Source organism: Pseudomonas sp. GW460-12-10-14-TSB1 (assembly GCF_017349775.1).
GTDB classification, from domain to species: domain Bacteria; phylum Pseudomonadota; class Gammaproteobacteria; order Pseudomonadales; family Pseudomonadaceae; genus Aquipseudomonas; species Aquipseudomonas piscium.
Genome location: NZ_JACNAC010000067.1, coordinates 1 through 26,229 on the forward strand (window position 1 = coordinate 1; position 26,229 = coordinate 26,229).

At 64.7% G+C, this 26,229-nt stretch carries 22 protein-coding genes; 10 read left to right on the forward strand and 12 right to left on the reverse strand.

Annotated elements, in window-relative coordinates:
* From J4D52_RS26885 to J4D52_RS26895, 3 genes are all read left to right on the forward strand, one after another.
* Positions 1-225 (forward strand): hypothetical protein (locus J4D52_RS26885; RefSeq protein ID WP_207272179.1); only part of this gene is annotated, 225 nt, incomplete at its 5' end.
* A 63-nt stretch (positions 226-288) separates the two neighbouring features.
* The gene (locus J4D52_RS26890; protein ID WP_063432340.1) at positions 289-1,419 is read left to right on the forward strand and encodes an HlyD family secretion protein; all 1,131 of its coding nucleotides are present in this window, start codon (positions 289-291) and stop codon (positions 1,417-1,419) included.
* Positions 1,416-3,008: a DHA2 family efflux MFS transporter permease subunit gene (locus tag J4D52_RS26895; RefSeq protein WP_102677930.1), complete on the forward strand. Its 1,593-nt coding sequence runs from the start codon at positions 1,416-1,418 to the stop codon at positions 3,006-3,008. Before J4D52_RS26890 ends, J4D52_RS26895 begins: the two co-directional genes overlap by 4 nt.
* 9 nt (positions 3,009-3,017) lie before the next feature.
* Here the strand turns inward: J4D52_RS26895 and J4D52_RS26900 are convergent, their stop codons facing one another.
* The 5 genes from J4D52_RS26900 to J4D52_RS26920 all read right to left on the reverse strand — a co-directional run bounded on the left by J4D52_RS26900 (position 3,018) and on the right by J4D52_RS26920 (position 7,679).
* Positions 3,018-3,458: a carboxymuconolactone decarboxylase family protein gene (locus J4D52_RS26900; protein WP_025804939.1), complete on the reverse strand. Its 441-nt coding sequence runs from the start codon at positions 3,456-3,458 to the stop codon at positions 3,018-3,020.
* Positions 3,459-3,673: 215 nt separating this feature from the next.
* The gene (locus J4D52_RS26905) at positions 3,674-5,113 is read right to left on the reverse strand and encodes a mechanosensitive ion channel family protein (protein ID WP_102677929.1); all 1,440 of its coding nucleotides are present in this window, start codon (positions 5,111-5,113) and stop codon (positions 3,674-3,676) included.
* A gap of 233 nt (positions 5,114-5,346) precedes the next feature.
* Positions 5,347-5,973, reverse strand: a complete 627-nt coding sequence (gene ycaC / locus J4D52_RS26910; RefSeq protein WP_025804942.1) for an isochorismate family cysteine hydrolase YcaC — start codon at positions 5,971-5,973, stop codon at positions 5,347-5,349.
* Positions 5,974-6,030: 57 nt separating this feature from the next.
* Entirely contained in the window at positions 6,031-6,714 is a 684-nt protein-coding gene (locus J4D52_RS26915; protein WP_063432348.1) for an isochorismatase family protein, read from the reverse strand.
* 98 nt (positions 6,715-6,812) lie between these two features.
* On the reverse strand, positions 6,813-7,679 hold the full coding sequence (locus J4D52_RS26920; protein WP_102677928.1) for a pirin family protein: 867 nt from the start codon (positions 7,677-7,679) through the stop codon (positions 6,813-6,815).
* A gap of 107 nt (positions 7,680-7,786) precedes the next feature.
* Here J4D52_RS26920 and J4D52_RS26925 point away from each other — a divergent pair, with 107 nt between their 5' ends.
* The 3 genes from J4D52_RS26925 (at position 7,787) to dkgB (ending at position 10,353) form a co-directional block, all read left to right on the forward strand.
* Positions 7,787-8,695: a LysR family transcriptional regulator gene (locus J4D52_RS26925; protein WP_102677927.1), complete on the forward strand. Its 909-nt coding sequence runs from the start codon at positions 7,787-7,789 to the stop codon at positions 8,693-8,695.
* Between the two features lie 124 nt (positions 8,696-8,819).
* The gene (locus tag J4D52_RS26930; protein ID WP_025804946.1) at positions 8,820-9,359 is read left to right on the forward strand and encodes a PaaI family thioesterase; all 540 of its coding nucleotides are present in this window, start codon (positions 8,820-8,822) and stop codon (positions 9,357-9,359) included.
* 190 nt (positions 9,360-9,549) lie between these two features.
* A complete protein-coding gene (dkgB, locus tag J4D52_RS26935) occupies positions 9,550-10,353 on the forward strand; it encodes a 2,5-didehydrogluconate reductase DkgB (RefSeq protein WP_102677926.1) in 804 nt (267 codons plus the stop codon).
* Positions 10,354-10,357: 4 nt separating this feature from the next.
* Here dkgB and J4D52_RS26940 read toward each other — a convergent pair whose 3' ends face one another.
* The 6 genes from J4D52_RS26940 to J4D52_RS26965 all read right to left on the reverse strand — a co-directional run bounded on the left by J4D52_RS26940 (position 10,358) and on the right by J4D52_RS26965 (position 17,997).
* Complete coding sequence (locus J4D52_RS26940) at positions 10,358-10,837, reverse strand: hypothetical protein (protein ID WP_025804949.1); 480 nt, start codon at positions 10,835-10,837, stop codon at positions 10,358-10,360.
* 359 nt (positions 10,838-11,196) lie between these two features.
* Positions 11,197-11,664, reverse strand: a complete 468-nt coding sequence (locus tag J4D52_RS26945) for a hypothetical protein (RefSeq protein WP_234044272.1) — start codon at positions 11,662-11,664, stop codon at positions 11,197-11,199.
* 126 nt (positions 11,665-11,790) lie between these two features.
* On the reverse strand, positions 11,791-12,507 hold the full coding sequence (locus tag J4D52_RS26950) for an MgtC/SapB family protein (protein ID WP_016702385.1): 717 nt from the start codon (positions 12,505-12,507) through the stop codon (positions 11,791-11,793).
* 180 nt (positions 12,508-12,687) lie between these two features.
* Complete coding sequence (gene mgtA, locus J4D52_RS26955) at positions 12,688-15,453, reverse strand: magnesium-translocating P-type ATPase (RefSeq protein ID WP_102677925.1); 2,766 nt, start codon at positions 15,451-15,453, stop codon at positions 12,688-12,690.
* A 595-nt stretch (positions 15,454-16,048) separates the two neighbouring features.
* Positions 16,049-17,383 carry a lysine N(6)-hydroxylase/L-ornithine N(5)-oxygenase family protein gene (locus tag J4D52_RS26960; protein WP_102677923.1) on the reverse strand — a complete coding sequence of 445 codons (1,335 nt, stop codon included), beginning with the start codon at positions 17,381-17,383 and terminating at the stop codon, positions 16,049-16,051.
* A gap of 131 nt (positions 17,384-17,514) precedes the next feature.
* Positions 17,515-17,997 (reverse strand): sigma-70 family RNA polymerase sigma factor, encoded by a 483-nt coding sequence (locus J4D52_RS26965; RefSeq protein ID WP_038577486.1) that lies wholly within the window; start codon positions 17,995-17,997, stop codon positions 17,515-17,517.
* A gap of 333 nt (positions 17,998-18,330) precedes the next feature.
* Between J4D52_RS26965 and J4D52_RS26970 the strand changes: the two genes are divergently transcribed.
* The 3 genes from J4D52_RS26970 to J4D52_RS26980 are packed head-to-tail and all read left to right on the forward strand — an operon-like array spanning position 18,331 to position 22,894.
* Complete coding sequence (locus J4D52_RS26970) at positions 18,331-19,503, forward strand: efflux RND transporter periplasmic adaptor subunit (RefSeq protein WP_063432360.1); 1,173 nt, start codon at positions 18,331-18,333, stop codon at positions 19,501-19,503.
* A complete protein-coding gene (locus J4D52_RS26975; protein WP_063432362.1) occupies positions 19,504-21,477 on the forward strand; it encodes a MacB family efflux pump subunit in 1,974 nt (657 codons plus the stop codon).
* Positions 21,478-21,484: 7 nt separating this feature from the next.
* Positions 21,485-22,894 (forward strand): efflux transporter outer membrane subunit, encoded by a 1,410-nt coding sequence (locus J4D52_RS26980; RefSeq protein WP_063432364.1) that lies wholly within the window; start codon positions 21,485-21,487, stop codon positions 22,892-22,894.
* 113 nt (positions 22,895-23,007) lie between these two features.
* Here the strand turns inward: J4D52_RS26980 and J4D52_RS26985 are convergent, their stop codons facing one another.
* Complete coding sequence (locus J4D52_RS26985) at positions 23,008-24,630, reverse strand: twin-arginine translocation signal domain-containing protein (RefSeq protein ID WP_102677922.1); 1,623 nt, start codon at positions 24,628-24,630, stop codon at positions 23,008-23,010.
* Between the two features lie 208 nt (positions 24,631-24,838).
* On the opposite strand from J4D52_RS26985, the gene pvdM reads away from it, so the two are divergent.
* Positions 24,839-26,224 carry a pyoverdine-tailoring dipeptidase-like protein PvdM gene (gene pvdM, locus J4D52_RS26990; RefSeq protein WP_102677921.1) on the forward strand — a complete coding sequence of 462 codons (1,386 nt, stop codon included), beginning with the start codon at positions 24,839-24,841 and terminating at the stop codon, positions 26,222-26,224.
* The last annotated feature ends 5 nt before the right edge of the window (positions 26,225-26,229 follow it).

The following is a 26,229-nucleotide window of genomic DNA, read 5'->3' on the forward strand; positions in this document are numbered from 1 at the left end:
ACCCTGCTGCGTCATCGAGGCCTGGCCGGCGCGCAGCAACTGTTCAAGCAAATCACTGGTGTTCATGGCATCGCTCTCTTCGGGCAGTTATTCAGATTGCCAACAATAGTCTTCGCCACGGCTTGCGCCAACTGCTTCCGTTTGGGCCCTGATTCCTCCTCGCCAAACGCCCGCGTCATCCGCCCATGCCCCCAGGTCGCACCTGACGATCGGTACGAAAATTGAGTTGCAATAAAATATTACAAACATCATATTTCAGTCGTAATATTTCCACTCCAGGTACCTGCCATGACCAGCCTGCCCGCCATCGACCCTGCCACTGTCGCCGCCACTCCGGCCCCGGCCAGGCCGCCTTTGCTCAAGCGCATGCTACTTGCCGCCCTGGCGTCGGTGGCCCTGGCGGCACTGGTGTTCTACGGCCTGCACTGGTGGACCAGCGGACGTTTTATCGAGCAGACCGACGACGCCTATATAGGCGGCGACGTGACGGTGATCGGGCCCAAGGTGGCTGGCTACATCGAGCAGGTGCTGGTCAGCGACAACCAGCGGGTCAAGGCCGGCGACCTGCTGATCCGCCTCGACTCGCGGGATTACCGCGCCAGCCTGGCCAAGGCCGAAGGCGCGGTGGCCGCCGAGGAAGCGCTGCTGGCCAACCTGGATGCCACCGAACAGTTGCAGCACGCGGTGATCAGCCAGGCCCGCGCCGGGATCGATGCCACCGCCGCGGAAATGACCCGCTCGCGCGACGACAATGCCCGCTACAAACGCCTGGTGGGCAGCTCGGCGGTGTCGGTGGAAAGCGCGCAACGGGCCGAGGCCGGTTTCAAGACCGCCCAGGCCCTCAACACCCGGGCCCAGGCCGAACTGCTGGCGACCCAGCGCCAGTTGCAAGTGATCGCCACCCAGAAACTGCAAGCCAAGGCAGCCTTGCTCCAGGCCCGCGCCGAACGCGACCTGGCGCAACTGAACCTGGGCTACACGGAAATCCGCGCGCCCATGGACGGGGTGATCGGCAACCGCCGGGCGCGCAATGGCGCCTACACCCAGGCCGGCGCGCAACTGCTGTCGCTGGTGCCGGCCAGCGGCCTGTGGGTGGACGCCAACTTCAAGGAAGACCAGCTGCAACACATGAGCCCGGGCCAGCGCGTGGTGATCCGCGCCGACGTGCTGCCCGGCCGGGAATTCCACGGCCACCTCGACAGCCTGGCCCCGGCCACCGGCGCGCAGTTCAGCGTGCTGCCACCGGAGAACGCCACCGGCAACTTCACCAAGATCGTCCAGCGGGTGCCGGTACGGGTGATCCTCGACCCGCAGGACGCGCTGCTCGGCCAACTGCGCCCCGGCCTGTCGGTGACGGCCGCGGTCAATACCCAAAACGAGCCCGAGACGCCTGAACCTGCCGTGGCCAGCGCGCCATGAGCCGCGCCCTCGCCGCCCCGGCCCAGCCTCTGAATCCGGCCAGCATGGCCACGGTGACCAAGGTCTTCGCCTTCGCCACCATGTGCATGGGCATGTTCATCGCCCTGCTGGATATCCAGATCGTCTCGGCCTCGTTGCGCGACATCGGCGGCGGGCTGTCGGCCGGCACCGATGAAACCGCCTGGGTGCAGACCAGCTACCTGATCGCCGAAATCATCGTCATCCCGCTGTCGGGCTGGCTGTCGCGGGTGTTCTCCACGCGCTGGCTGTTCTGCGCCTCGGCGGTCGGCTTCACCCTGGCCAGCCTGCTGTGCGGCGTGGCCTGGAACATCCAGAGCATGATTGTGTTCCGCGCTCTGCAGGGGTTTCTCGGCGGCTCGATGATCCCCCTGGTGTTCACCACCGCGTTCTTTTTCTTCACCGGCAAACAGCGGGTGATCGCCGCGGCGACCATCGGCGCGGTGGCGTCCCTGGCGCCGACCCTGGGCCCGGTAATCGGCGGCTGGATCACCGAGGTGTCGAGCTGGCACTGGCTGTTCTACATCAACCTGCTGCCGGGGATTTTCGTCGCCGTGGCAGTGCCCATGCTGGTCCGGATCGACCAGCCGGAATTGGCGCTGCTCAAGGGCGCCGACTACCTGAGCATGCTGCTGCTCGCGCTGTTTCTCGGCTGCCTGGAATACACCCTGGAAGAAGGCCCGCGCTGGAACTGGTTCAGCGACAGCACCATCCTCACCACCGCCTGGGTTTCCGGATTGGCCGGGCTGGCCTTTATCGGCCGCACCCTGCAGGTGGCCAACCCGATCGTCGACCTGCGCGCCCTGAAGGACCGCAACTTTGCTCTTGGCTGTTTCTTTTCCTTCGTCACCGGCATCGGCCTGTTCGCCACCATCTACCTGACGCCGCTGTTTCTCGGTCGGGTGCGTGGCTACAGCGCGCTGGATATCGGCATGGCGGTGTTTTCCACCGGGGTGTTCCAGGTGCTGGCGATCCCGCTGTATGCGTTCCTCGCCAACCGCGTCGACCTGCGCTGGATCATGATGGCGGGCCTCGGGCTGTTCGCCGTGTCGATGTGGGATTTCAGCCCCATCACCCATGACTGGGGGGCCAGGGAATTGCTGCTGCCGCAAGCCTTGCGCGGCATCGCCCAGCAGCTGGCGGTGCCGCCGGCGGTGACCCTGACCCTGGGCGGACTGGCGCCGGCGCGGCTCAAGCATGCCTCGGGGCTGTTCAACCTGATGCGCAACCTGGGCGGCGCCATCGGCATCGCGGCCTGCGCGACCATTCTCAACGACCGCACCAACCTGCACTTCAGCCGCCTGGCCGAACACCTCAACAGCAGCAACGAAGCGCTCAACCAATGGCTGGCCCGGGTCGGCGGCAACTTCGCGGCGCTGGGCCAGAGCGGTGACGAAGGCGTCAGCGCCAGCCTGCGCCAACTCTGGCAACTGACCTATCGCGAAGCGCAGACGCAAACCTACGGCGACGCGTTCCTGATGATCATGGTGTGTTTCATCATCGCCACGGCCATGGTGCCCCTGATGCGCAAGGTCACCCCGCCGCCGGCGCCGTCAGCCGACGGCCATTGAGCCTCGGAATCAGGCCTGGGGCATTTTGCGGAAACCCACCGCCAGGCGGTTCCAGCTGTTGATGGTGGCGATGGCCAGGCTCAGGTCGACCTGCTCGCTGGGGCTGAACTGGCTGCTCAGCAGCTCGTAGTCGGCATCCGGCGCGTGGGTTTCGCTCAACCGGGTCAGGGACTCGGTCCAGGCCAGGGCGGCCCGTTCGCGGTCGGTGAAGAACGGCGTTTCGCGCCAGACCGAGACCGCGTACAGGCGGCGCTCGGTTTCCCCGCTCTTGCGCGCGTCGGCGGTGTGCATGTCGACGCAGAAGGCGCAGCCGTTGATCTGCGAGGCGCGCAGCTTCACCAACTCGATCAGGGACTTTTCCAGGGGCAGTTTCGAGACCGCGGTTTCCAGGGCGATCATGGCTTTGAGGGCGTCCGGCGAAGCGGTGTAGAAATCGATACGCGGTTGCATGGGATGGCTCCAGATCAAGTGAATGTGACGCTACGTTAAGCCCGGGCCCGCTCCATACCAATGACCAATTCCGGCTAAGACCAGGTGACCAATGTCCCCCTCTCTTCTATAGGAGCGCAGCTTGCGCGCGATAGCGTCCGTTCAGGCACCGCAATGGATGGCCGCTACGCGGATCGCGAGCAAGCTTCGCTCCTACAGGTGCATTGACCATTCGGCTAGGCGCGGTTGCGCAGCCACTGCATGAAGCCTCTCTTCACCACCGGCCGCGGGGTTTCCTGGGTCAGGGTCTGGGCGATGTGCTGGCGGAAATCCAGGAGGTTTTTCATCGCCTCGTGGATATCGCGCCGCGCGTCCAGGCACGGCTTGAGGTATTCGTTTTCGATGCGGTACAGGGTGCAGAAGGTCTTGGCCGAGAAGTCCGCCGCGGTCGCCTGATCGGCGATGCCCGCCTCGCCTATCACTTCGCCCGGTCCCATGCGCCCGGCCTCGAAGGGCTTGCCATCGCGGATCAGGCTCACCGAGACCACCCCCGACTCGATGATCAGCAGGTGATCGCTGACCTCGCCCGCCGGCAGGATAGTCTCGCCGGCACGGAAGGTCTGCAGGCTCATGTTCTGGCTGAAGGTTTCCTTCTCTTCCTGGCGCAGGGTGGAGAAGATGCTCGAGCTGTCCAGCAACGCCCGCGGCCGCGACAGGTTGGCCGGCACGCTGCTTTCACCGCTGGACAGCAGGCTGACGCCGGACGCCTGCAAGTGACGGAAGGCCAGGTCGAACAGCTGGTTGCGCACTTCGCGCTTCTGCCCCATGGAGGCCACGAAGCCGCTGATTTCGTACTCCACCCCGGCATTGCCCGAGCTTTTCAAGGCCACGCTGGGGGCCGGCTTGGGGAGCAGGAAACGGCAACCGAGCATGGCCCGCTCCAGCGCCTCGATCACTGTTTGCGGCCGCGCATGGGGGCTGACCTGGAGGCTGATGGACAGCCCGTGCATGTCGGCGGGACGGCTGAAGTTGATGATCTTGGCCTTGGCCGCCATGGAATTGGGAATCACCGCCATGCTGCCCTGGGAAGTCTGCAAGCGGGTGGCGCGCCAGTCGATGTCGGTGACCCGGCCTTCGGTGCCGTCGATGGAGATCCAGTCATCGAGCTGATAGGGCTTGGTGGTGTTCAGCACGATGCCGGAGAACACGTCGCTGAGGGTGCTTTGCAGCGCCAGGCCGACAATGATCGCCACCGCGCCGGAGGTGGCCAGCACGCCCTTGACCGGCAGCTCCAGCACATAGGCCATGGCGGCGATGATGGCGATCAGGAAAATCACCGCGCCCATCAGGTCCTGCAACAGCCGCCCGGTATGCCCGACCCGTTGCATCATCAGGGTGCCGAGCAACACCGTCAGGGTCCGGGCGCCGAACAGCCACCAACCGATCTGCAACCCCGTCGCGGCCAGGTGCAGCGGCACGTCCTCCGGCCAGGGCGCCGCCTGCATCGGGTTCAGGCCCTGGTTGAACAGCAGCACGCTGTACAGGGTGAAGATCAGCACCCGCACCAGCAGTTTCCAGTAACCGCCCCGCGCGCCGATCAAGCGCCACAGCAGCATGTCCAACAGAAGCAGGGCCAGCGCGGCGAACAGTGGGTGGTCGGCGAACAGAATCGACATCAAGCAACTCCAGCACAGTCAGAGGCGCGACAATCTCACACAAGCGACCTTGCAGGTATAGCCGGAAAAACAAAAACAGGGGCCTCATGGGAGGCCCCTGTCCGCAACGATGTCGTTCACCTCTGTAGCCGCTGGCGCAGCCTGCGTCCGGCGCCGTAGCTGTCGTCGATCGCATGCCCTGGATCGTGCCGGCTACGCCAGCGATCGCAGCCTTCGCCAGCGGCTACAGGCGGTCATTTGCCGGAGGTCAGGGTGGTGTAGCTGGTGATCAGGTTGCGGTAGTCCGGGATGTGGTTGGAGAACAAGGTGCCCAGGCCCTCGATGTCGTTGCGCCAGTCGCGGTGCAGCTCGCAGGCCAGGCCGAACCAGGTCATCAGCTGCGCGCCGGCGGTGGACATGCGGTTCCAGGCCGAATCGCGAGTCAGCTCATTGAAGGTGCCGGAGGCATCGGTCACCACGAACACCTCGAAGCCTTCTTCCAGGGCCGACAGCGCCGGGAACGCCACGCAAACCTCGGTCACTACGCCGGCGATGATCAGTTGCTTCTTGCCGGTGGCCTTGATCGCCTTGACGAAGTCCTCGTTGTCCCAGGCGTTGATCTGCCCTGGCCGGGCAATGTACGGCGCGTCCGGGAACAGTGCCTTGAGCTCGGGCACCAGCGGACCGTTGGGGCCGGTTTCAAAGCTGGTGGTGAGGATGGTCGGCAGCTTGAAGTACTTGGCCAGGTCGGCCAGGGCCAGCACGTTGTTCTTGAACTTGTCCGGGTCGATGTCGCGCACCAGGGACAGCAGGCCGGCCTGGTGATCCACCAGCAGCACGGCGGCGTTGTCTTTGTCGAGACGCTTGTAGGCAGTCGTCATGGGGTAGTCCTCGCTTCTTGTCGATACCGAAAGGAAATCGGCGTGGGGGGTGTTGGTTCAGCGCTGGGAATCCAGCACTTCGTGTTCATTCGCCACTTGCTGGGCCTTGAGGTAGCTCTCGATCAGCAACTGATAGTGCGGCATGGCCTGGGCGTAGACCGCGGCCCACTGCTCGGCGTCCGGGCGGTTCCACGAACCCTGCAGTTCAGAAAGCGTAGCCATGATGTCGATCGGTACCACCCCGGCCTGGGCCAGGCGGGCGATTGTCAGATCAGTGGCCAGCCGCGAATGGTTGCCCGAGGCATCGACTACCGCGAACACCTTGTAGCCTTCATGCACCGCGGCGATCGACGGAAACGCCAGGCAAACGCTGGTCAGGGTGCCGGCGATTACCAGGGTTTTCTTGCCGGTGGCCTCGACGGCCGCCCGGAACTCGGGGTTGTCCCAGGCATTGATTTCACCTTTGCGGGCCACGTACCGGGCATGGGGCGCCTCCTGGTGGATTTCCGGGATCAGCGGGCCGTTGGGCCCCTGGGGCACCGAGGCCGTGGTGATCACCGGCATCTGCAACAGGGTCGCGGCTTTCGCCAGGGCGATGGCATTGGCCCGCAGTTGCGGCACGTCCATGTCCTTGACGATCTGGAACAGCCCGCTCTGGTGGTCGATCAGCAGCATCGCCGCATCGTTGGGGTCGATGGTCGGTTTCAGGCCATTGAAGTTGGCCGCGTTGAGGTTGTTCATGTGCAGTTCCTCTTGGGTCTGGGGCATTTGTTTAAGGCAACAGCCATCCCTGGCCCTGAAACCGGCCTACGCGTCCTGTGCAAGTCGGTAAGTGGGTGTCAGCCAGGCATCTGGCCGAAACGGCCGGACTGGAAGTCGACGAATGCCTGGTGGATCTCGGCCTCGCTGTTCATCACGAACGGGCCGTGGCCGACGATGGGCTCGTCGATCGGTTCGCCGCTGAGCAGCAGCACCACCGCGTCGTTGTTGGCTTCCAGGCTGAGCTGGTCGCCATCGCGCTCGAACAGCACCAGCTGGCCTTCGCGCACCAGTTCCTGGCCATTGACCTGGACCGTGCCGCGCAGCAGCACCAGGGCGGTGTTGCGCCCCTCATGCAGGTCGAGGGTCAGGGGCTTGCCGGCATTCAGGCGGATGTCCCAGACGTCGATCGGGGTGAAGGTGCGCGCCGGGCCCTTGACGCCGTCGAACTCGCCGGCGATCAGCCGCAGGGTGCCGGCCTTGTCCTTCAGGGCGATGGCCGGAATGTCGCCATCGAGGATGGTCTGGTAACCGGGCGCGGCCATCTTGTCCCGCGCTGGCAGGTTGACCCACAGCTGGACCATGTCCAGGGTGCCGCCGGACCGGGCGAACGCTTCGGAGTGGAACTCCTCGTGGAGAATCCCCGAGGCCGCAGTCATCCATTGCACATCGCCAGGGCCGATCTTGCCGCCGCTGCCGGTGGAGTCGCGGTGCTCCACCTCGCCCTTGTAAACGATAGTCACGGTTTCGAAGCCGCGATGGGGATGCTGACCAACGCCACGCCGCTGCTGGGTCGGGGTGAATTCAGCCGGGCCGGCGTGGTCGAGCAGCAGGAACGGGCTGATGTGCTTGCCCAGGTTGTCGTAGGAAAACAGCGTACGAACCGGGAAACCGTCGCCCACCCAGTGAGACCGTGGGCTGGTGTAGATACCGATGATGTTTTTCATGCTGGAGCCTCCGACATGGGTGAGTTATTTCGTGGATACACCTTAAAACCCATACCTTTGATGCACTAGACTGCAAAAATCGTCCTTAGCGTTCTATTTGGAGAACGATGGTGGAAGACCTCAACACCCTCTATTACTTCACCCAGGTCGTCGAACACCGTGGTTTCGCCGCCGCCGGGCGTGCCCTGGACATGCCCAAGTCCAAGCTCAGCCGGCGCATTGCCCAGCTCGAGGAGCGCCTCGGCGTGCGCCTGATTCACCGCACCAGCCGCCACTGCTCGCTCACCGAGATCGGCCACGAGTACTACCAGCGCTGCCTGGCCATGCGCGTGGAAGCGGAAAGCGCCGCGGAAGTCATCGAGCGCAACCGTTCCGAACCCCAGGGCCTGGTGCGCATCAGTTGCCCGACCGCGCTGCTCAATTCCTGGGTCGGGCCGATGCTGACCCGCTACATGCTCAAGTACCCGCTGGTGGAGCTGTTCATCGAGAGCACCAATCGCCGGGTCGACCTGATCCACGAAGGTTTCGACATCGCCCTGCGGGTGCGCTTTCCGCCGCTGGAAAGCAGCGATCTGGTGATGAAGGTACTGGGCAACAGCACCCAGTGCCTGGTCGGCCACCCGGACTTTCTCGCGCGCCTGTCGAACCCCGCCTCGCCCGCCGACCTCAGCGGCCTGCCGAGCCTGCACTGGGGCGCGGCGCAGCGTGAGTACCAGTGGGAACTGTTCGGCCCGGACGAGTCTCTCGCGCAGATTCGCCACAAGCCGCGGATGGTCACCGACGACCTGATCGCCCTGCGCCAGGCGGCGCTGGCAGGGATCGGCATCGCCCACCTGCCCAGCGTGGTGGTGCGCGACGACATGGCCGCCGGACGCCTGGTGCATCTGGTACCGGGCTGGGCGCCCAAGTGCGGGATCGTCCATGCGATCTTCCCGTCGCGCCGGGGCCTGCTGCCGTCGGTGCGCACCCTGATCGACTTTCTCGGCGAGGAGTTCAGCCACAGCGATATGAACTGAGGGCGCGATCAAGGTATCGGTGGCCGAATCATCCGGTCTGTGGCGTTTTTGGCACTGGGCGAAATAATATTTCGAGCATAATATTTTGCTCATCATCTTATCCCGACCCACGAGGAAACCGCCCATGCAAAGCCCATCCCGCGACGCCACCCTGGCCCAGTGGATTGCCCAGGAACAGGCCATGCGCGCACGCCTGGCCGGTCCGGGCAGCCTGTCCCTGGCCGAAGTCAGCGCCCTCTCGCCCGCCGAGTTCTTCGAAGGTATCGGCAACGGCGAACTGCCCTCGCCGCCCATCGGCACGCTGCTGGATTTCATCCCCATCGAATGGTCCGCCGGGCACTTCGTGTTCCAGGGCACCCCGGATGCCCGCCATTACAACCCGCTGGGCAGCGTGCACGGCGGTTATGCCGCGACCCTGCTGGATTCCTGCATGGGCTGCGCGATCCACACCCGGCTGAACAAGGGCCAGGGCTACACCACCCTGGACCTGCGCATCAGTTATGTACGGGCCCTGACCGGCAGCAGCGGGCCGATCCGCGCCGAAGGCAAGATCGTCCACCTGGGCCGCTCCACCGCCCTGGCCGAAGGACGGATCTACGACGTCGATGGCCGCCTGTACGCCACCGGTTCCACCACCTGCATGATCCTCGAAGCCCGCGGCTGAACCTGTCGCCGCGGGGAGTCGGGCCATTGAATCGGATCGCCCGGCGGCTCCGGCGGGGGCTTGTATCCTATCTGCGGGCTCCAGGGTTATTCGTGATTCGCGGTAAAGATTCCTTTGCCTGTCCGGCGGTTTTTCTCAAAGGTGCGGACCGGGATACTCGTGGCCTTTCCACTGCCATCTGGAGTCATCCATGTCTGTACCTGCTTTCGGCCTCGGCACCTTTCGCCTGCAAGGCCAGGTCGTCATCGACTCGGTCAGCACCGCGCTTGAGCTGGGCTACCGGGCAATCGACACCGCGCAGATCTATGAGAACGAAGCCGAGGTCGGCCAGGCCATCGCCGACAGCGACATCCCCCGCGACGAGCTGTTTATCACCAGCAAGATCTGGGTCGCCAATTTCTCCCGCGACAAGCTGATCCCCAGCCTCAAGGACAGCCTGCGCAAGCTGCGGACCGACTACCTGGACCTGACCCTGATCCACTGGCCGTCACCGGACAACCAGGTGCCGGTCGAAGAGTTCATGGCGGCGCTGCTGGAAGCCAAGCAACTGGGGCTGACCCGGCGGATCGGTGTTTCCAACTTCACCAACGACCTGATGTGCCAGGCCATCGCCGCGGTCGGCGCCGAACACATCGCCACCCACCAGATCGAACTGCATCCTTACCTGCAGAACCGCAAGGTCGTGGAGTTCGCGCAAAGCCAGGGGATTCACATCACCTCGTACATGACGCTGGCCTACGGTGAAGTGCTCAAGGACCCGGTCATCCAGCAGATCGCCGAGCAGCATCGGGCGACACCGGCTCAGGTGACCCTGGCCTGGGCCATGCAATCGGGTTATGCGGTGATTCCATCCTCGACCAGGCGCGCGAACCTGGAAAGCAACCTCAAGGCCTGCGCCTTGACCCTGGGCGAAGCAGACATGCGGCGCATCGCCGACCTGGAGCGCGGGCATCGTCTGACCAGCCCCACCGGCATTGCGCCGGCGTGGGACTGAGGCCTTAACGCACCACGGCATTCAACCGAATGCCATCGGGGGCGATCTCTTCCTCATTGGAACTGCTGAGAAACTTTCCGGCCGCCGGGGTCTTGCTCCGGCGGCCGGTGTCGATGGCCCCCATCAAGCGGCTGATGGTCTCCTGGTCCGGCAACGGCAGGCTGCTGATGTACATCTTGCGCTGCGGGTCGAGGGGAATCGAAGGCACGCCGAGGAGCTCGGAGTCATAGACCAGCACGTGACGGATCTGCGGGTTATCCATGCAGAACGCCACGATATCGAGCCGGTCGTGCAACCCCAGCGAGGCGTTGATGATCAGCAGGTCCATTGGCTCACTGCCATATTCCACGACGTTCAACACCTCGATGAGTCGATACATCGGTGCAATCCGGTAATAGCCCAGTTGGTTCAGCACCCGCTCGATCTTCATTCGATGAAAATGCTGTTCATCGGCGATCAGGATTCGTAACGTTTTATTCGGCATTTTTTCGCGACCATGAAAAAAGTCTGAGATGACAGGCTCCAAGCCTATGAATAAAGGCTAGGGGAGCGGCCGAGTGTTTTCTCTAAGGGTTTTCTGAAAAGCCCTACTCCGAATTACTAAAATGCGGCTTTCCCCTACTTTTTGAGCCCGAAATGCTCGTTTCCCTGGGATATCCGCCCGCATCGGCGGCGCACCTCAGGTATCAATGGGTGGACTTGAACCCTGCTTTTTACCCGGTCCGGATGGAGACAAGAGGCCTGCCCGGCCCCGGCAGCGGCCATCGGAAAAACTGCTGGCCAGGTGGTGGTTTCCGCCTCCAGCAGCACGACGCAAGCCCTGTTCCCAGCAACCGCGGGGGGCTATTCCAGTGTTCGGAAGCTTCGGTCTTTGCCCGAGGAGGCGGGAGGATTGATATGGGCAATGAAGCGCTGGAGGATCTCCTGCGTTGCGCTCGGCACCCAGAGAATCTCCTGTAGCGCAGAGGCGCCGAGGGCCACCGGCAATGCATGTTCGGTGCGGCCGCCGTAGATCATGGCATGGCGGATCTGTGGGTTGCCCTGGCAGAACGCGCCGGCATCCACCCCGGCGGCGAACGCCAGCTCGCCGCTGAGCAGCAACAGGTCGAAGTTCTCGAAAGGCTCGCAGGAATAGTGAGTCAAGGTCACCAGTTCGCGGAAAGCCCCCACCGCGGCGACGCGAAAATACCCCAGGCCATTCAACAAACGCTGGATGCGACCACATTGCTCCCGGGACGCATCGGCAATCAGTATTCTCAGGCGTTTGTTGGGCATCGGCGTGGCAACTATCGGTGGAACACAGAGGTTCAACAGACTATCCGATGGTCCCTGGCCGACTCTTTAAGACGATTCCCAAAAATCGCTGTGGACGGGCATTTTTTTCCTCGCTGCACAGGCCTGCCGTTTACAGGCGCATCGACCCAGCGATTGCACGGTCTATTCGGTGGTACTGGGGCTCCAGAACGCTTGCTCCACCAGGGCCGAGGTGGACAGGCGCGCCACCAGAGCATCGAGCTCGTCGCCGTCCACCGAGGTGGTGGCCAGGGTGGCTTCGATCTCCACGTCGTCGTTGCCGAAGGCATGGACATCGATATCGCTGGCCGGGTAGTTGCTGCGCTCCAGTTCCGCTTCGAGCAGGGCGAACACGGCTTTCTGCTTGGAGCGATGGGCGATGACGTAGACGATGTTGGTGACCTCGGCGGAGATCACGTCCAGCGGCTGGCGGTTGATGTTGTTGACGATCGGCCGCAGCAAGGTATTCGCCGCCAGCACGAACAGCGTGCCGAGAAAGGCCTCGAGGATCAGGTCGGCGCCAGCGCAGGCGCCCACCGCCGCCGAGGCCCAGAGGGTGGCCGCGGTGTTCAGGCCACGCACGTTGCCCTCCTCGCGCATGATCACCCCGGCACCGAGAAAACCGATGCCGGACACCACATAGGCCACCACCCGCACCGCGCCTTCGGCACCGCCGAGGCGGTTGGCCATGTCGACGAAAATCGCCGCGCCCACCGCCACCAGCACGTTGGTGCGCAGGCCGGCGGTGCGCTGTCGGTACTGCCGCTCGAAGCCGATCAGGCCACCGAGGATAAAGGCCGCGCTGAGGCTGACCAGGGTATCCACCAGGGAGCTCAGGTTGATGTTCTGGAGTGCTTGCATGAATCGAGTCCTTGAGTATGCGACGGTCGGCTGCTCCTACAGGATAGGTGCACTTTGCCGGTGCGCCGGTCATCTTGCGCCGGAGCTGTTACGGGGAAATGTTGGTTCGCCGCCCGCTCCTACAGACCCTGTAGCCGCTGCTGCAGGCTGCGGCTACAGGAATTTTGTGCAGCACTCCGCTTACTGCCAGCCGAACCGACTGATATAAAAGCCCTTCACCGCCTGGGTCAGCGCCATGTACGCCAGCAGGATCACCGGCAGGAACACGAAGTACAGCGACGGCAGCGCCTGCAGCTTGAAGTAGTGCGCCAGCGGGCCCATGGGCAGGAAGATGCCGATAGCCATGATCACCAAGGTCATCACCAGCAGCGGCATGGCCGCGCGGCTTTGCAGGAAGGGGATCTTCGGCGTGCGGATCATGTGCACGATCAGGGTCTGGGTCAGCAACCCGACCACGAACCAGCCGGACTGGAACAGCGTCTGGTGGTCCGGGGTATTGGCATCGAACACGTACCACATCAGGGCGAAGGTGCCGATGTCGAAGATCGAGCTGATCGGCCCGAAAAACAGCATGAAGCGCCCGACGTCCGCCGGTTGCCAGCGCTGGGGCCGGGCCAGCATTTCCTCATCGACGTTGTCGAACGGGATGGCGATCTGGGAAATGTCATACAGCAGGTTCTGCACCAGCAGGTGCATCGGCAGCATCGGCAGGAATGGAATGAAGGCACTGGCCACCAGCACCGAGAACACGTTGCCGAAGTTCGAGCTGGCGGTCATCTTGATGTACTTGAGCATGTTGGCGAAGGTCCGCCGCCCTTCCAGCACGCCCTCCTCCAGCACCATCAGGCTTTTCTCCAGGAGGATGATGTCCGCCGCCTCCTTGGCGATGTCCACGGCGCTGTCCACCGAGATGCCGATGTCCGCGGTGCGCAACGCTGGCGCATCGTTGATGCCGTCGCCCATGAAGCCGACCACATGGCCGTTGCCCTTGAGCAGGCGGACGATGCGTTCCTTGTGCGAGGGCGTGAGCCGGGCGAAGACATTGGTGGTTTCCACCGCCTTGGCCAGCTGGGTATCGCTCATGCGCTCGATGTCGTTGCCCAGCAACAGGCCCTGTTGCTCCAGGCCGACTTCGCGGCAGATCTTCGCCGTCACCAGCTCGTTGTCGCCGGTCAGCACCTTCACCGCCACGCCATGGGCGGCCAGGGCCTGGAGGGCCGGCGCGGTGCTTTCCTTGGGCGGATCGAGAAAGGCCACGTAACCGATCAGGATCAGCCCCTGCTCGTCCGCCAGGCTGTAGCTGTCGCGGCCCCGCGGCATCGGCCGGGCGGCCACGGCCACCACCCGCAGGCCTTCGCCGTTGAACTCGGCGGTGACCTGGCGAATCCGCGCCAGCAGCTCGTCGCTGAGCATTTCCTCGGCGGCGCCATGGCGCACCCGGGTGCACACCGCCAGCACCTCCTCCACCGCACCCTTGCAGATCAGCAGGTGCGGACGCTCCTTCTCGGCCACCACCACCGACATGCGCCGCCGGTTGAAGTCGAAGGGAATCTCGTCGACCTTCTGGAACGCCGTGCCGACCCTCAGCTCGCGGTGCACTTCGACGTGCTCCAGCACCGCCACGTCCAGCAGGTTCTTCAGGCCGGTCTGGTAGTAGCTGTTCAGGTAGGCCATTTCCAACACGTCCTCGGACTCTTCACCCCAGACATCCACGTGCCGGGCGAGGAAGATCTTGTCCTGGGTCAGGGTGCCGGTCTTGTCGGTGCACAGCACGTCCATCGCGCCGAAGTTCTGGATCGCGTCCAGGCGCTTGACGATGACCTTCTTGCGCGACAGGAACACCGCGCCCTTGGCCAGGGTCGAGGTGACGATCATCGGCAGCATTTCCGGGGTCAGGCCCACGGCGATGGACAGCGCGAACAGCAGCGCTTCCATCCAGTCGCCCTTGGTGAAGCCGTTGATGAACAGCACCAGCGGCGCCATGACGAACATGAAGCGGATCAGCAGCCAGCTGACCTTGTTCACCCCGTTCTGGAACGAAGTCGGCGCCCGGTCGGTGGCCCCGACCCGCTGGGCCAGGGCGCCGAAATAGGTGGCGTTGCCGGTGGTCAGGACCAGCGCGGTGGCTGCGCCGGACACCACGTTGGTGCCCATGAACAGGATGTTGTCCAGCTCCAGCGGGTTGAGGGTGGCCGCGTCCTGCTGGCGCGGGAATTTCTCCACCGGCAGCGATTCGCCGGTCATCGCCGCCTGGCTGACGAACAGGTCCTTGGCGCTGAGCACCCGGCAGTCGGCGGGGATCATGTCGCCGGCCGAAAGCTGGATCAGATCGCCCGGCACCAGTTGCCGGATCGGCAGTTCCAGGCGTTGCAGGCCCTGGTGCGCCACCGCCGCGCCATGCAGCCTGGCGAACACCGACGGCGCGGCGTCGAGCACATTGCGCCGCAGCACAGTGGCGGTGTTGCTGACCATTGCCTTGAGGGCGTCGGCGGCCTTGTTCGACTTGGCCTCCTGCCAGAAACGCAGCAACGTGGAGAGCACCACCATGGAAAAAATCACCGTGGCCGCCTTCATGTCTTCGGTCAGCCAGGAGATCAGCGCCAGCAGGGTCAGCAGCAAGTTGAAGGGGTTCTTGTAGCAATGCCACAGGTGCGTCCACCAGGGCAGCGGCTGCTCGTGCTCGACCTCGTTGAGGCCATGCTGCTCGCGCAGGGCCTGGGCCTCGGCCTCGCTCAGGCCATCGGTGTGGCTGCCGAGGCGTTGCAGCAGGTCCGCGGCATCGTCATTGGCCGCGGCCACCAGGGTCTGCGCCAGGCTGGGCGGTACGTCGCGGCTGACGCTGGCGTCGCTGAAGCTTTCCAGCAAGGCCAGGCGGCGAAAGTGCCGGGCGAAGTGCCGGGTCCGCAGGAAGCCGGCGAAAAACTCTTTGAGCAGGGTGAGGTTCATGGTGTGTCCCCTAACGGTCGGCGCCGGGAGACTCACAGCCAGGTCGGGTTCGCCGGCCGCGCGAACAGGCGCAGCCGTAGCGCGGCGATGCGCCAGGCATCACCCACTGTTGCAGTGTCGATGAGAAGGACATCGGGAACGGGCCGTGAAGGCCACGATCGGGAGGCCGCCGCTCGCTGTTACGGCGAGACAACGGCACAAAAAGCGGGCGCGTTATCTTGCCGGGAAGGCGCCGGTTATCGAAACCGGCCGACTACTGTCGCTCGAACAAGTACCCACTGTGGGTCTCCGCTTGATGGAAAACGCGCGCAGCTTACGCCGCGGTTTTTGCAGAGTAAATCGACGGCAAGGCACTGGCGGGGGAATCGAAAAGTTCTTCAGCGAAGGTTCAGGAAGGGCCAGCTGCGAAGGCTGGATGAGGGAGTTTTCGGGGAAATCGAGCGGGTCGGAATGGGGACGGCTGCGCCGTCCATCGCGGGCAAGTCGGATCGCCGCCCGCTCGCTCCTACAGACTGCGCGCTTTTGTAGGAGCGAGGCTTGCCCGCGATAGGGCCCGAAGGTTCAACCCAGAACTATCGAGCCTTGACGGTCTCTATCAGCTGGCGGTGGCCAGCAGCAGGTCGCGCACCGAACGGCTGTGGCGGCCTTTGTCGTGCTCGTACAGCGAGGCGGCGATTTCCTCGGCACGGATCGGCAGCACCGACAGCAAGGTGTCGCTCAGGCCATGGCTGGCCTGGCTGAAGCCCTGGGTGTAGATGCCGGCCTTGCAGCGCTCGTCGGTGATGACCCGGTAGTTGCGGTCCACTTCGAAGTCGCCCAGGTAGGCTTCCAGCGGCGCCAGCAATGCGCGGTGGGTCTGGCGCTCGTAACCGGTGGCCAGGATCACCGCGTCGTAGTGGCGGGTGCTCAACTCGCCGGTGGAGGTGTTGCGCAGCACCAGCTCGATGCCCTGGGCGGTGGCGGTGGCTTTCTCCACGGTGGTCAGGGTACGGAACACATGGCGCGCGACGCCGGAGACTTTCTGCCGGTAGAGAATCCCGTAGATGCGTTCGATCAGGTCGACATCCACCACCGAGTAGTTGGTGTTCTGGTACTCGTGGACCAGGCGCTCGCGCTCGCCCCTGGGCTGCTGGAACACCAGGTCGGTGAAGTCCGGCGAGAACACTTCGTTGACGAACGGGCTGTCGTCCGCCGGCTTCAGCGCCGAACCGCGCATCAGCATGTCCACCTGCACCGAAGGGAAGCTGTCGTTGAGGTCGATGAAGGCCTCGGCCGCGCTCTGCCCGCCCCCGATGATCGCCACGTTCATCGGCTTGCCGCTGGTGCACGGCTGGTTGGCCATGCGCTCCAGGTAGTGCGCGTGGTGGAACACCCGGCCGTCGTCCTTGAGCGCCTTGAAGGTGTCCGGGATCAGTGGCGTGCCGCCAGGGCTGACCACCACCGAACGGCTGGTACGGACGAACTCCTGGCCCTGGTTGTCGCGGGAAATCACCCGCAGCGCCTCGACCTGCTGGTTGTGCAGCACCGGCTCGATGGCCAGCACTTCTTCGCCGTAGCGGCTCTGCTCCTGGAAGTGCCCGGCGACCCAGCGCAGGTAATCGTTGAACTCCATGCGGCACGGATAGAAGGTGCCCAGGTTGATGAAGTCCACCAGGCGACCGTGGTGCTTGAGGTAGTTGACGAAGGAATACGGGCTGGTCGGGTTGCGCAGGGTCACCAGGTCCTTGAGAAAGGAAATCTGCAGGTCGCTCTGGGCCACCAGCGTATTACCGTGCCAGCGGTAATCGGCCTGCTTGTCGAGAAACAGCGCGTCCAGCGGACCCTGAATCTGGCCACGTTCTTCCAGCGCGATAGCCAGCGCCAGATTCGAGGGGCCGAAACCGATACCGATCAGGTCGTGAACGATGGTCGATGCAATTGCCTGTGTCATTTCCAGTGTCCTCTGGATAAATCCCTCAACGCGGGGAGAAATCGACGGTGACCTGATCGGCCCATGGCGAGGCAGCAGGTCGTCTGTTGAGTAGGAACGAGGACAGTGAAAAAAAATTTAACAAAGAAGGATCAATGGGCGTCCCACTGCCGGACCCGGACCCGGCAATGTTTCATCGCGTTGACGATGTGCTTCTCCACCAGGCTGCGGGAAATCCCCAGGCGCTCGGCGATCTCGGGGTGGGACAGGCCTTCGAGCTTGCGCAGCAGGAAACTTTCCCGGCACAGCGCCGGCAGCTCCGCCAGCGCCCGTTGCAGCATGTCCAGGCGCTGGCCGTGGTCGATGCTGGTGTGTGGCGACGGGCTGAAGAAGCGCTCTTCATTGTCGAGCACATCCAGCGGCTCGACCTGGCGCAAGGCATTGCGCCGATGGCCGTCGATCACCAGGTTCAGCGCCGTGCGGTAGAGGAAGGCCCGCGGTTGCTCGATCGGCGTGTCGCTGGAACGCTCCAGCACCCGCACGTAAGCGTCATGCACCACATCTTCGGCCACCTGCAGGTTGCCCAGCTTGGCGTTGAGGAAACACACCAGCTCGCGATAGTAGTTTTCCAACATGACTCCCGACCGCGATACGCGGCTTTTGTCCTTGAGCACAACCGGCACTCCGCCCCTGGGCAGGCGATTCGATGATGGCAGTTTAGAAGTCGCGTAATTTATAGTAATTCTCATATAGATTTAAAGTGCCGCGTCGATTCGCCGACTTTATTTTGTTCGTCTATACCTCCTGCCCCAGCTGTAACTCCATATGTCCATGCTTAAATTCCCTCTGTTTCCCCTCGTTTACCTGACAGCTCCCCGTATCTGTCGTGCTATCGACAGCCTCCAGCCGGCGCCCATGCCACGGGCCAGGCCGGACGACGGGCCGATTTCCATTGGCCGGAACCCTGCATGAAACGTCCCCGTCATACCCGACGCGCCTTGCTTGTCACCCTGTGTCTGATTCCTGTCGTTGCCTTCGCTGCCTGGAAAATCCTGCCGCCAGGGCGCGACCAGTTCGCCACCGTGCAGGTCAGCCGCGGCACCATCGAAAGCAGCGTGACCGCCCTGGGCACCCTGCAACCGCGGCGTTATGTCGATGTCGGCGCCCAGGCGTCCGGACAGATCCGCAAGATCCACGTCGAAGCCGGCGATCAGGTCAAGGAAGGCCAGTTGCTGGTGGAGATCGACCCCGCCACCCAGCAGGCCAAGCTCGACGCCAGCCGCTTCTCCATCGAGAACCTGCAGGCCCAGCTGCAAGAGCAGCGGGCGCAGAACGAACTGGCCCGGCAGAAATACCAGCGCCAGCAGAACCTCGCCGCCGGCGGCGCGACCCGTGACGAAGACGTGCAGACCGCCCGTGCCGAACTCAAGGCCACCCAGGCGCGGATCGACATGTTCCAGGCGCAGATCCGCCAGGCCCAGGCCAGCCTGCGCAGCGATCAGGCCGAGCTGGGCTACACGCGCATCTATGCGCCGATGTCCGGCACCGTGGTCGCGGTGGACGCGCGCGAAGGCCAGACCCTCAACGCCCAGCAGCAGACGCCGCTGATCCTGCGCATCGCCCGGCTGTCGCCGATGACCGTCTGGGCCGAGGTTTCCGAAGCCGATATCGGCCATGTCAAACCGGGCATGACCGCCTACTTCACTACCTTGAGCGGCGGCACCCGGCGCTGGACCAGCACCGTGCGGCAGATCCTGCCGATCCCGCCCAAGCCGCTGAACGAAAGCAGCCAGGGCAGCGGCAGCCCCAACAGCTCGAGCAAGAGCGGCAGCGGCCGGGTGGTGCTCTACACCGTGCTGCTGGATGTGGATAACGCCGACAACGCCTTGATGGCCGAAATGACCACCCAGGTGTTTTTTGTCGCCGAGCGCGCGCAGGACGTCCTCACCGCGCCGATCGCCGCCCTGCAGGGCAGCGCCGAGAGCGGCGTGCAGCTGGCCCGGGTGGTGGCGAAAAACGGCTCGGTCGAGGAGCGCAAGGTGCGGGTCGGCATCAGCGACCGCTTGCGCATCCAGGTCCTGGACGGCCTCGACGAAGGCGATCACCTGCTGATCGGTCCCGCGCAAAGCAGCGGAGGCTGAATGCAGACCCCGCTGATCGACCTCAAGGACATCCGCAAATCCTACGGCGGCGGCGACACGCCGCAAGTGGACGTGCTGCGTGGCATCGACCTGTCGATCCACGCCGGCGAGTTCGTCGCCATAGTCGGTGCCTCCGGCTCCGGCAAATCGACGCTGATGAACATCCTCGGCTGCCTCGACCGCCCGAGCTCGGGCGAGTACCTGTTCGCCGGGGAAAACGTCGCCCGGCTGGACAGCGACGAACTGGCCTGGCTGCGCCGCGAGGCCTTCGGCTTCGTGTTCCAGGGCTACCACCTGATTCCCTCCGGCTCGGCCCAGGAAAACGTCGAGATGCCGGCGATCTATGCCGGCACCCCGGCGGCCGAACGCCACGCCCGCGCCGCCGCCCTGCTCGACCGCCTGGGCCTGGCCAGCCGCACCGGCAACCGCCCGCACCAGTTGTCCGGCGGCCAGCAGCAGCGGGTGTCGATCGCCCGCGCGCTGATGAACGGCGGCCACATCATCCTCGCCGACGAACCCACCGGCGCCCTCGACAGCCACAGCGGCGCCGAGGTCATGACCCTGCTCGACGAACTGGCCAGCCAGGGCCATGTGGTGATCCTGATCACCCACGACCGCGAAGTCGCGGCCCGGGCCAAGCGCATCATCGAAATCCGCGACGGCGAAATCGTCAGCGACACCGCCGACCAGCACCCCGAGGTCCAGGCCAGCGCCAACAGCGGCGCCCTGCAGGCGGTGGACCTGCGCCAGCGCCTGGCCGACGGCAGCGAACACAACGGCGCCTGGAAAGGCGAACTGCTGGACGCCGTGCAAGCGGCCTGGCGGGTGATGTGGATCAACCGCTTCCGCACCGCCCTGACCCTGCTGGGGATCGTCATAGGCGTGGCCTCGGTGGTGGTGATGCTGGCGGTGGGCGAAGGCAGCAAGCGCCAGGTCATGGCGCAGATGGGCGCGTTCGGCTCGAACATCATCTACTTGAGCGGCTACTCGCCCAACCCGCGCACGCCCGAGGGCATCGTCACCCTGGACGACGTCGCGGCCCTGGCCAACCTGCCCCAGGTAAAACGCATCATGCCGGTCAACGGCGCAAAGGCCGGGGTCCGCTTCGGCAACGCCGACTACATGAGTTATGTGGGCGGCAACGACACCAACTTCCCCGAGATCTTCAACTGGCCCGTGGCCCAGGGCAGCTACTTCAGCGACGCCGACGAACGCTCGGCGGCAGCGGTGGCGGTGATCGGCCACAAGGTCCGGGAAAAACTCCTCAAGGACGTGGCCAACCCCATCGGCCAATACATCCTGATCGAGAACGTGCCGTTCCAGGTGGTCGGCGTGCTCTCGGAAAAAGGCGCCAGTTCCGGCGACAGCGACAGCGACGACCGCATCGCCGTGCCCTACTCCGCTGCCAGCATCCGCCTGTTCGGCGACCACAACCCGCAGTACGTGGCGATCGCCGCCGCCGATGCCAGCCGGGTCAAGCAGACCGAGCGCGAAATCGACGAACTGATGCTGCGCATGCACGGTGGCAAGCGCGACTTCGAACTGACCAACAACGCGGCGATGATCCAGGCCGAGGCCCGCACCCAGAACACCCTGTCGCTGATGCTCGGCGCCATCGCCGCGATCTCGCTGCTGGTGGGCGGCATCGGAGTGATGAACATCATGCTCATGACCGTGCGCGAACGCACCCGCGAGATCGGCATCCGCATGGCCACCGGCGCCCGCCAGCGCGACATCCTGCGCCAGTTCCTCACCGAGGCGGTGATGCTCTCGGTGGTTGGCGGCCTGACCGGCATCGCCCTGGCGTTGATCATCGGCGGCGTGCTGATCCTCAGCAAAGTGGCCGTGGCCTTCTCCCTGGCCGCGATACTGGGCGCCTTCGGCTGCGCCCTGGTCACCGGCGTCATCTTCGGCTTCATGCCGGCCCGCAAAGCTGCCCGGCTCGACCCGGTCAAGGCCCTTACCAGTGAATGATCGACCTATGAAAGCGCACCTGACCCTCCTGGCCGCCAGCCTTGCGCTGGCCGCCTGCAGCAGCCCGGCGCCGCGCCCGGACAGCGGCCTGCAAGCCCCTGCCGCCTGGCACTCCGCCGCCAGCCTCGCGCAGCGCCAGCAAGACCCGCGCTGGTGGCTGCAATTCGGCAGCCCGGAACTCGACCGCCTGATCGCCGAAGCCCGCGCCGGCAGCCATGACCTGGCAGCAGCCATGGCCCGGGTGCGTCAGGCCCAGGCCAGCGCCATCATTGCAGGCGCGCCCTTGCTGCCCGCCGTCAACGGCACCTTCAACGCCAACCGGCAGAAGCTGCTGCGGGGCAGCGGCTACAGCCAGTTGGATGCCAACAGCACCAACAAGGCCGTGGACTATTTCAATGCCGGCCTCAGCGCCACCTATGAAATCGATTTCTGGGGCGGCAAGCGCGCCGCCCGGGACAGCGCACTGCTGGGCGTACAGGCCAGCGAGTTCGACCAGGCCACCGTGGAGCTGACCCTGCTCAGCGGCGTGGCCAACAGTTATGCCCAGGTGTTGTCGCTGCGCGAACAGAGCCGGATTGCCGAACTCAACCTGGCCAATGCGCAGAGTGTGCTCAGGCTGGTGCAGACCCGCTACGACTCGGGCTCGGCCACCGCCCTGGAACTGGCCCAGCAGAAAAGCCTGGTGGCGGCCCAGCAACGCCAGGTACCGCTGGTTCGGCAACAAGCCGAAGAAGCCCTGATCACCCTCGCCGCCCTCCTCGGCCGGCCGGTGCAGAGCCTGACCCTGAGCGACCAGCCTTTCGCCCAACTGAACTGGCCGAGCATCGATGCCGGGGTGCCCAGCGACCTGCTGGCCCGTCGCCCCGATATAGCCGGCGCCGAAGCCCGGCTGGCGGCGGCCCAGGCCGATGTCAGGGTGGCACGGGCGGCAATGCTGCCCAACGTGACCCTGACCGCCAACCTCGGCTCCGGCGCCAACCAGTTCGATGAGGTGCTACGCAGCCCCTTCTACAACCTGACCGCCGGGCTGGTGGCGCCGATCTTCAACAACGGGCGCCTGAGCGCCGAGCGCGACAAGGCCAGGGCACGCCAGCAGGAACTGCTGGAAAGCTACCGCGCGGCGATCATCAATGGCTTCGCCGATGTGGAAAAGGCCCTCACCAGCATTCGCGGCCTGGACCAGCAACGGCAATGGCAAGGCGAAGAACTGAATCAGGCGCAACGGGCCTTCGAGATCGCCCAGAGCCGCTACCAGGCCGGCGCCGAAGACCTGCTGACCGTGCTGGAAACCCAGCGCACCCTGTACGCTGCCCAGGACCAGAACGTGCAGCTGCGGCTTTCCCGGGTGCGGTCGAGCATTGCCCTGTATAAAGCCCTGGGTGGCGGCTGGAAGACGCTCGAAACGAACAGGCTCTGAACGAAGAGCTCCTGAACGAACAGCCTCTGAATAAAGAGGCTGCAGATAAAGAATCCCTGAAAGACCAAACGGCGCGCGCCCTTCGACAGGACCCGCGCCGCTGCCTTACCGACTCACAACTTCAGGTGCTGGGCGTACCAGGGGCGCCGGGGTGCCCGCTTGAGCAGCTCCGGCACCTCCTGGTCACGGCTCAGGGCGATACGCAGGGCCAGCTTCATGACCTCCTGGTCCATCTCCAGCGACATCTCGCCAGGCGTGTTGCCCAGCGGGCCGCAGCCATGGGTCGAGGCCCCCAGCCAGGGGTCGTCGACCTCGACCCAGCGCCCGGGCGCGAACCACGGCACGCCGTTGACCTCGCGCCGCAGCACTTCACCGGGATGGTAGCGCTCATGGGCGCGGAACCAATCGTCGATGCGGTCATCGATCCAGCCATGGAACTTCCAGAACATCGGATGCACATGGGACGAGAACGGATCGCCGAGAAAGTCGTTCTGCGCCAGGTACCAGCGCCCGGCGAAGTCCGAGGACACCCGGGCCTCCATGACCGGCATGCCATTGGCAGGGTCCCGGGCGACATCGGCCCAGCGCATGTGCAACCAGTCATGCAGGCCCAACTCGATCTCCGAGCCGAACTGCCCCAGGGTCAGGCGGCTGAGGTACTCGGGATCCTGGTACTGCGACTCCCAGACCTGGAAGTTGCCATAGAAGGCCGCGTCGCTTTTCAAGCCGTGCAGCCACTGGGTGAACTCTTCATCGTCGGCGGCGATCCAGGCCGGCGGCACCGAGCAGCCGTCGTGGTTTTCGTAATAGCGGATAAAGGCCTGGCGGTCCTGCTCAAGGCGCGGGGACGGCAAGGGCAGCTGCTGCCAGGACACCAGGTCCGGCTGCAACGAGCGGGCCTGCAACAGCATGTGCCGATGCATGAAGAGAAAATCGATCCCCGAGGCGTTGCGATGCTTGCGTCGTCCACGGGCATTGCGCTCCTGATTCAGCGGTCCCGGCTGCCAGCCGAGGCCCCGCAGGCTGTTGCGCTTGTCCTTGGGCAAGGAATGCCAGCGATCCCGGGAGGCATGCCAGAGCTGGTGGAACAGGCGATGCTGCGGGGACACCAGCCAGGCCAGCAAGGTCGGGCTCAGGCCGTTCTGCTCCCGGGCCGCGGGGAAGGCCCGCTTGCGCGCCACGAAGCGCACCGCGGATACCGGCGCCAAGGGCGACACCTGCAACGACTGCAGGTGGCCACTAAGGGTGCCGCTGCCGGCATTGCCCCAGCTCGCCCAGACCTCATCGAGCACCACCTGGCACTCATGGCTGGGCGCGCCGTTGATCTGGCCACCGGCGAACAGCCGCCAGCACACTTTCGCGGCGTCCACCGCCGCCAACTCGCCCTGCACCCGAAACTCCACCGGCCCCTCGCCCCGCAGGCTTTGCGCACGCCCCAGAAAGCCCCGCAGGCCGCGCCCGGTCGGACCGACATCGAGCACCAGTTCACAGCCGCGACGCGGCAGCGGTGCGCCGGCATCCAGAAACTCGATGTCCCAGATACCCCGCAGGTGATCGGCAAGGCGCACGCCCGGGTCGAGGGCGACTTCCAGCTTGGCTTCCCCCGGGGTGATTTCCAGCTCTTCCTGACGGCGCACATCCAGGCGTTGCAACTCCTTGCGGGTGTAGAGCGCCACAGGAATAGCCGCCCCCGTCACCGCCAGACCGGTCAAAAATCCTCGTCTCGAAAACCTCATCGCTCTACCTATATCCAGTGGCGCGTCACGCATCTAGCTAGAACGTTGGATTTGCACGGAAATTTACCGGCGAGCCACTCCTGGGCCGCTAAATTTGCTGCCGGCCAGCTCGTTTATCGCGGATAGATGTGCACAAAAAGGTCGGGCCTGGAAGCACTACGCCTCCCGCTCCGGCCCCGTCATCAGCCCGCCTGCGACTGGGATAGCAATGATCAAATTACCTGGTAAGAAAACCCTCTACCTGAGCCTGCTGGTACTTATTGTCGCCGTACTCGGTGTCGGTACCGGGGCCGCCTGGCACTACTACTGGAAGGACCGGGTGTCTTACCCCAGCAAAATCGTCAAGCACGCCAACGACCTGCAGGAACGCATCATCTCCTTCGACAGCCATATCACCGTGCCCCTGGATTTCGGCACCGAAGGCACCGAGGCGGACAAGGACACTCATCGCCAGTTCGACCTGGTCAAGGCCGGTCGCGGCAGGATGTCCGGCGCCGCCCTGAGCATTCTCGCCTGGCCGGAAATGTGGAACGGCCCCAACGCCCCGCACCGCCCTACCGCCGGCTTCATCGAGGAGGCCCGGCACCAGCAGGAGACCCGCTACCGGATCATCCAGAGCCTGGTGCGCGACTTCCCCAACCAGGCAGCCATCGCCTATACCCCCGCCGACCTGCGTCGCATCGCCTCCGAAGGCAAGCTGGCAGTGGTGATCAGCCTGCTCAACGCCTATGCCATGGGCGACGATCTCGACCAGCTGGACAAGTGGGCCGCCCGCGGCATGCGCCTGTTCGGCTTCAGCTATGTGGGCAACAACGACTGGGCCGACTCCTCGCGCCCGCTGCCGTTCTTCAATGACACCCGGGACGCCCTCGGCGGCCTCTCGCCGATCGGCAAGCAGGCCGTGCACAGGCTCAACGACCTGGGGGTGGTGATCGACGTCTCGCAGATGTCCAGCAAGGCCCTGGACGATGTCGCGGCCCTGACCCGCGCGCCGGTAGTGGCCTCGCACTCCGCGCCCCGGGCCCTGGTGGACATCCCGCGCAACCTCAGCGACAAGGAACTGCAGGTCATCAAGGCCACCGGCGGGGTGGTCCAGGTGGTGGGCTTCTCCACCTACCTGCGGCCCCTCAGCCAGCCGACCCTGGACAAGCTCAACGCCTTGCGCCAGCGCTTCGACCTGGGCCCGCTGCAAGGCCTGGAAAACGCCCTGATGCCGGGCGACGCGGTCATCACCATCTGGCCGGAACAGCGCTTCGGCGAATACGCCAGTTCCCTGTACGGCATCCTGGAAGAAGAGCCCAAGGCCAGCCTCAAGGACTATGTCGACGCCATCGACTACACGGTGAAGAAGGTCGGCATCGATCACGTCGGCATCAGCTCGGACTTCAACGAGGGCGGCGGCGTCAACGGCTGGATGAGCGTGGCGGACAACCGCAACGTCACCGCCGAACTGATCCAGCGCGGCTACACCGACATCGAGATCGCCAAGCTCTGGGGCGAGAACTACCTGCGCGTCTGGGAACAGGTGCAGAAACTCGCCAAGCCGGCAAAACCTGCCGCAACCCCCATCGAACCACCCGCCGTCGCCGGCTGAACCCT

Excerpts from the sequence above, each read along its gene's own strand:
- J4D52_RS26900 (WP_025804939.1), bottom strand. The coding sequence starts at position 3,458 with ATGCAACCGCGTATCGATTTCTACACCGCTTCGCCGGACGCCCTCAAA.
- J4D52_RS26915 (WP_063432348.1), bottom strand. The coding sequence starts at position 6,714 with ATGAACAACCTCAACGCGGCCAACTTCAATGGCCTGAAACCGACCATC.
- J4D52_RS26930 (WP_025804946.1), top strand. The coding sequence starts at position 8,820 with ATGCAAAGCCCATCCCGCGACGCCACCCTGGCCCAGTGGATTGCCCAG.
- pvdM (WP_102677921.1), top strand. The coding sequence starts at position 24,839 with ATGATCAAATTACCTGGTAAGAAAACCCTCTACCTGAGCCTGCTGGTA.
- J4D52_RS26960 (WP_102677923.1), bottom strand. The coding sequence starts at position 17,383 with ATGACACAGGCAATTGCATCGACCATCGTTCACGACCTGATCGGTATC.
- J4D52_RS26980 (WP_063432364.1), top strand. The coding sequence starts at position 21,485 with ATGAAAGCGCACCTGACCCTCCTGGCCGCCAGCCTTGCGCTGGCCGCC.
- J4D52_RS26970 (WP_063432360.1), top strand. The coding sequence starts at position 18,331 with ATGAAACGTCCCCGTCATACCCGACGCGCCTTGCTTGTCACCCTGTGT.
- dkgB (WP_102677926.1), top strand. The coding sequence starts at position 9,550 with ATGTCTGTACCTGCTTTCGGCCTCGGCACCTTTCGCCTGCAAGGCCAG.
- ycaC (WP_025804942.1), bottom strand. The coding sequence starts at position 5,973 with ATGACGACTGCCTACAAGCGTCTCGACAAAGACAACGCCGCCGTGCTG.
- J4D52_RS26975 (WP_063432362.1), top strand. The coding sequence starts at position 19,504 with ATGCAGACCCCGCTGATCGACCTCAAGGACATCCGCAAATCCTACGGC.
- J4D52_RS26895 (WP_102677930.1), top strand. The coding sequence starts at position 1,416 with ATGAGCCGCGCCCTCGCCGCCCCGGCCCAGCCTCTGAATCCGGCCAGC.
- mgtA (WP_102677925.1), bottom strand. The coding sequence starts at position 15,453 with ATGAACCTCACCCTGCTCAAAGAGTTTTTCGCCGGCTTCCTGCGGACC.
- J4D52_RS26985 (WP_102677922.1), bottom strand. The coding sequence starts at position 24,630 with ATGAGGTTTTCGAGACGAGGATTTTTGACCGGTCTGGCGGTGACGGGG.
- J4D52_RS26940 (WP_025804949.1), bottom strand. The coding sequence starts at position 10,837 with ATGCCGAATAAAACGTTACGAATCCTGATCGCCGATGAACAGCATTTT.
- J4D52_RS26890 (WP_063432340.1), top strand. The coding sequence starts at position 289 with ATGACCAGCCTGCCCGCCATCGACCCTGCCACTGTCGCCGCCACTCCG.
- J4D52_RS26920 (WP_102677928.1), bottom strand. The coding sequence starts at position 7,679 with ATGAAAAACATCATCGGTATCTACACCAGCCCACGGTCTCACTGGGTG.
- J4D52_RS26950 (WP_016702385.1), bottom strand. The coding sequence starts at position 12,507 with ATGCAAGCACTCCAGAACATCAACCTGAGCTCCCTGGTGGATACCCTG.
- J4D52_RS26905 (WP_102677929.1), bottom strand. The coding sequence starts at position 5,113 with ATGTCGATTCTGTTCGCCGACCACCCACTGTTCGCCGCGCTGGCCCTG.
- J4D52_RS26925 (WP_102677927.1), top strand. The coding sequence starts at position 7,787 with ATGGTGGAAGACCTCAACACCCTCTATTACTTCACCCAGGTCGTCGAA.
- J4D52_RS26965 (WP_038577486.1), bottom strand. The coding sequence starts at position 17,997 with ATGTTGGAAAACTACTATCGCGAGCTGGTGTGTTTCCTCAACGCCAAG.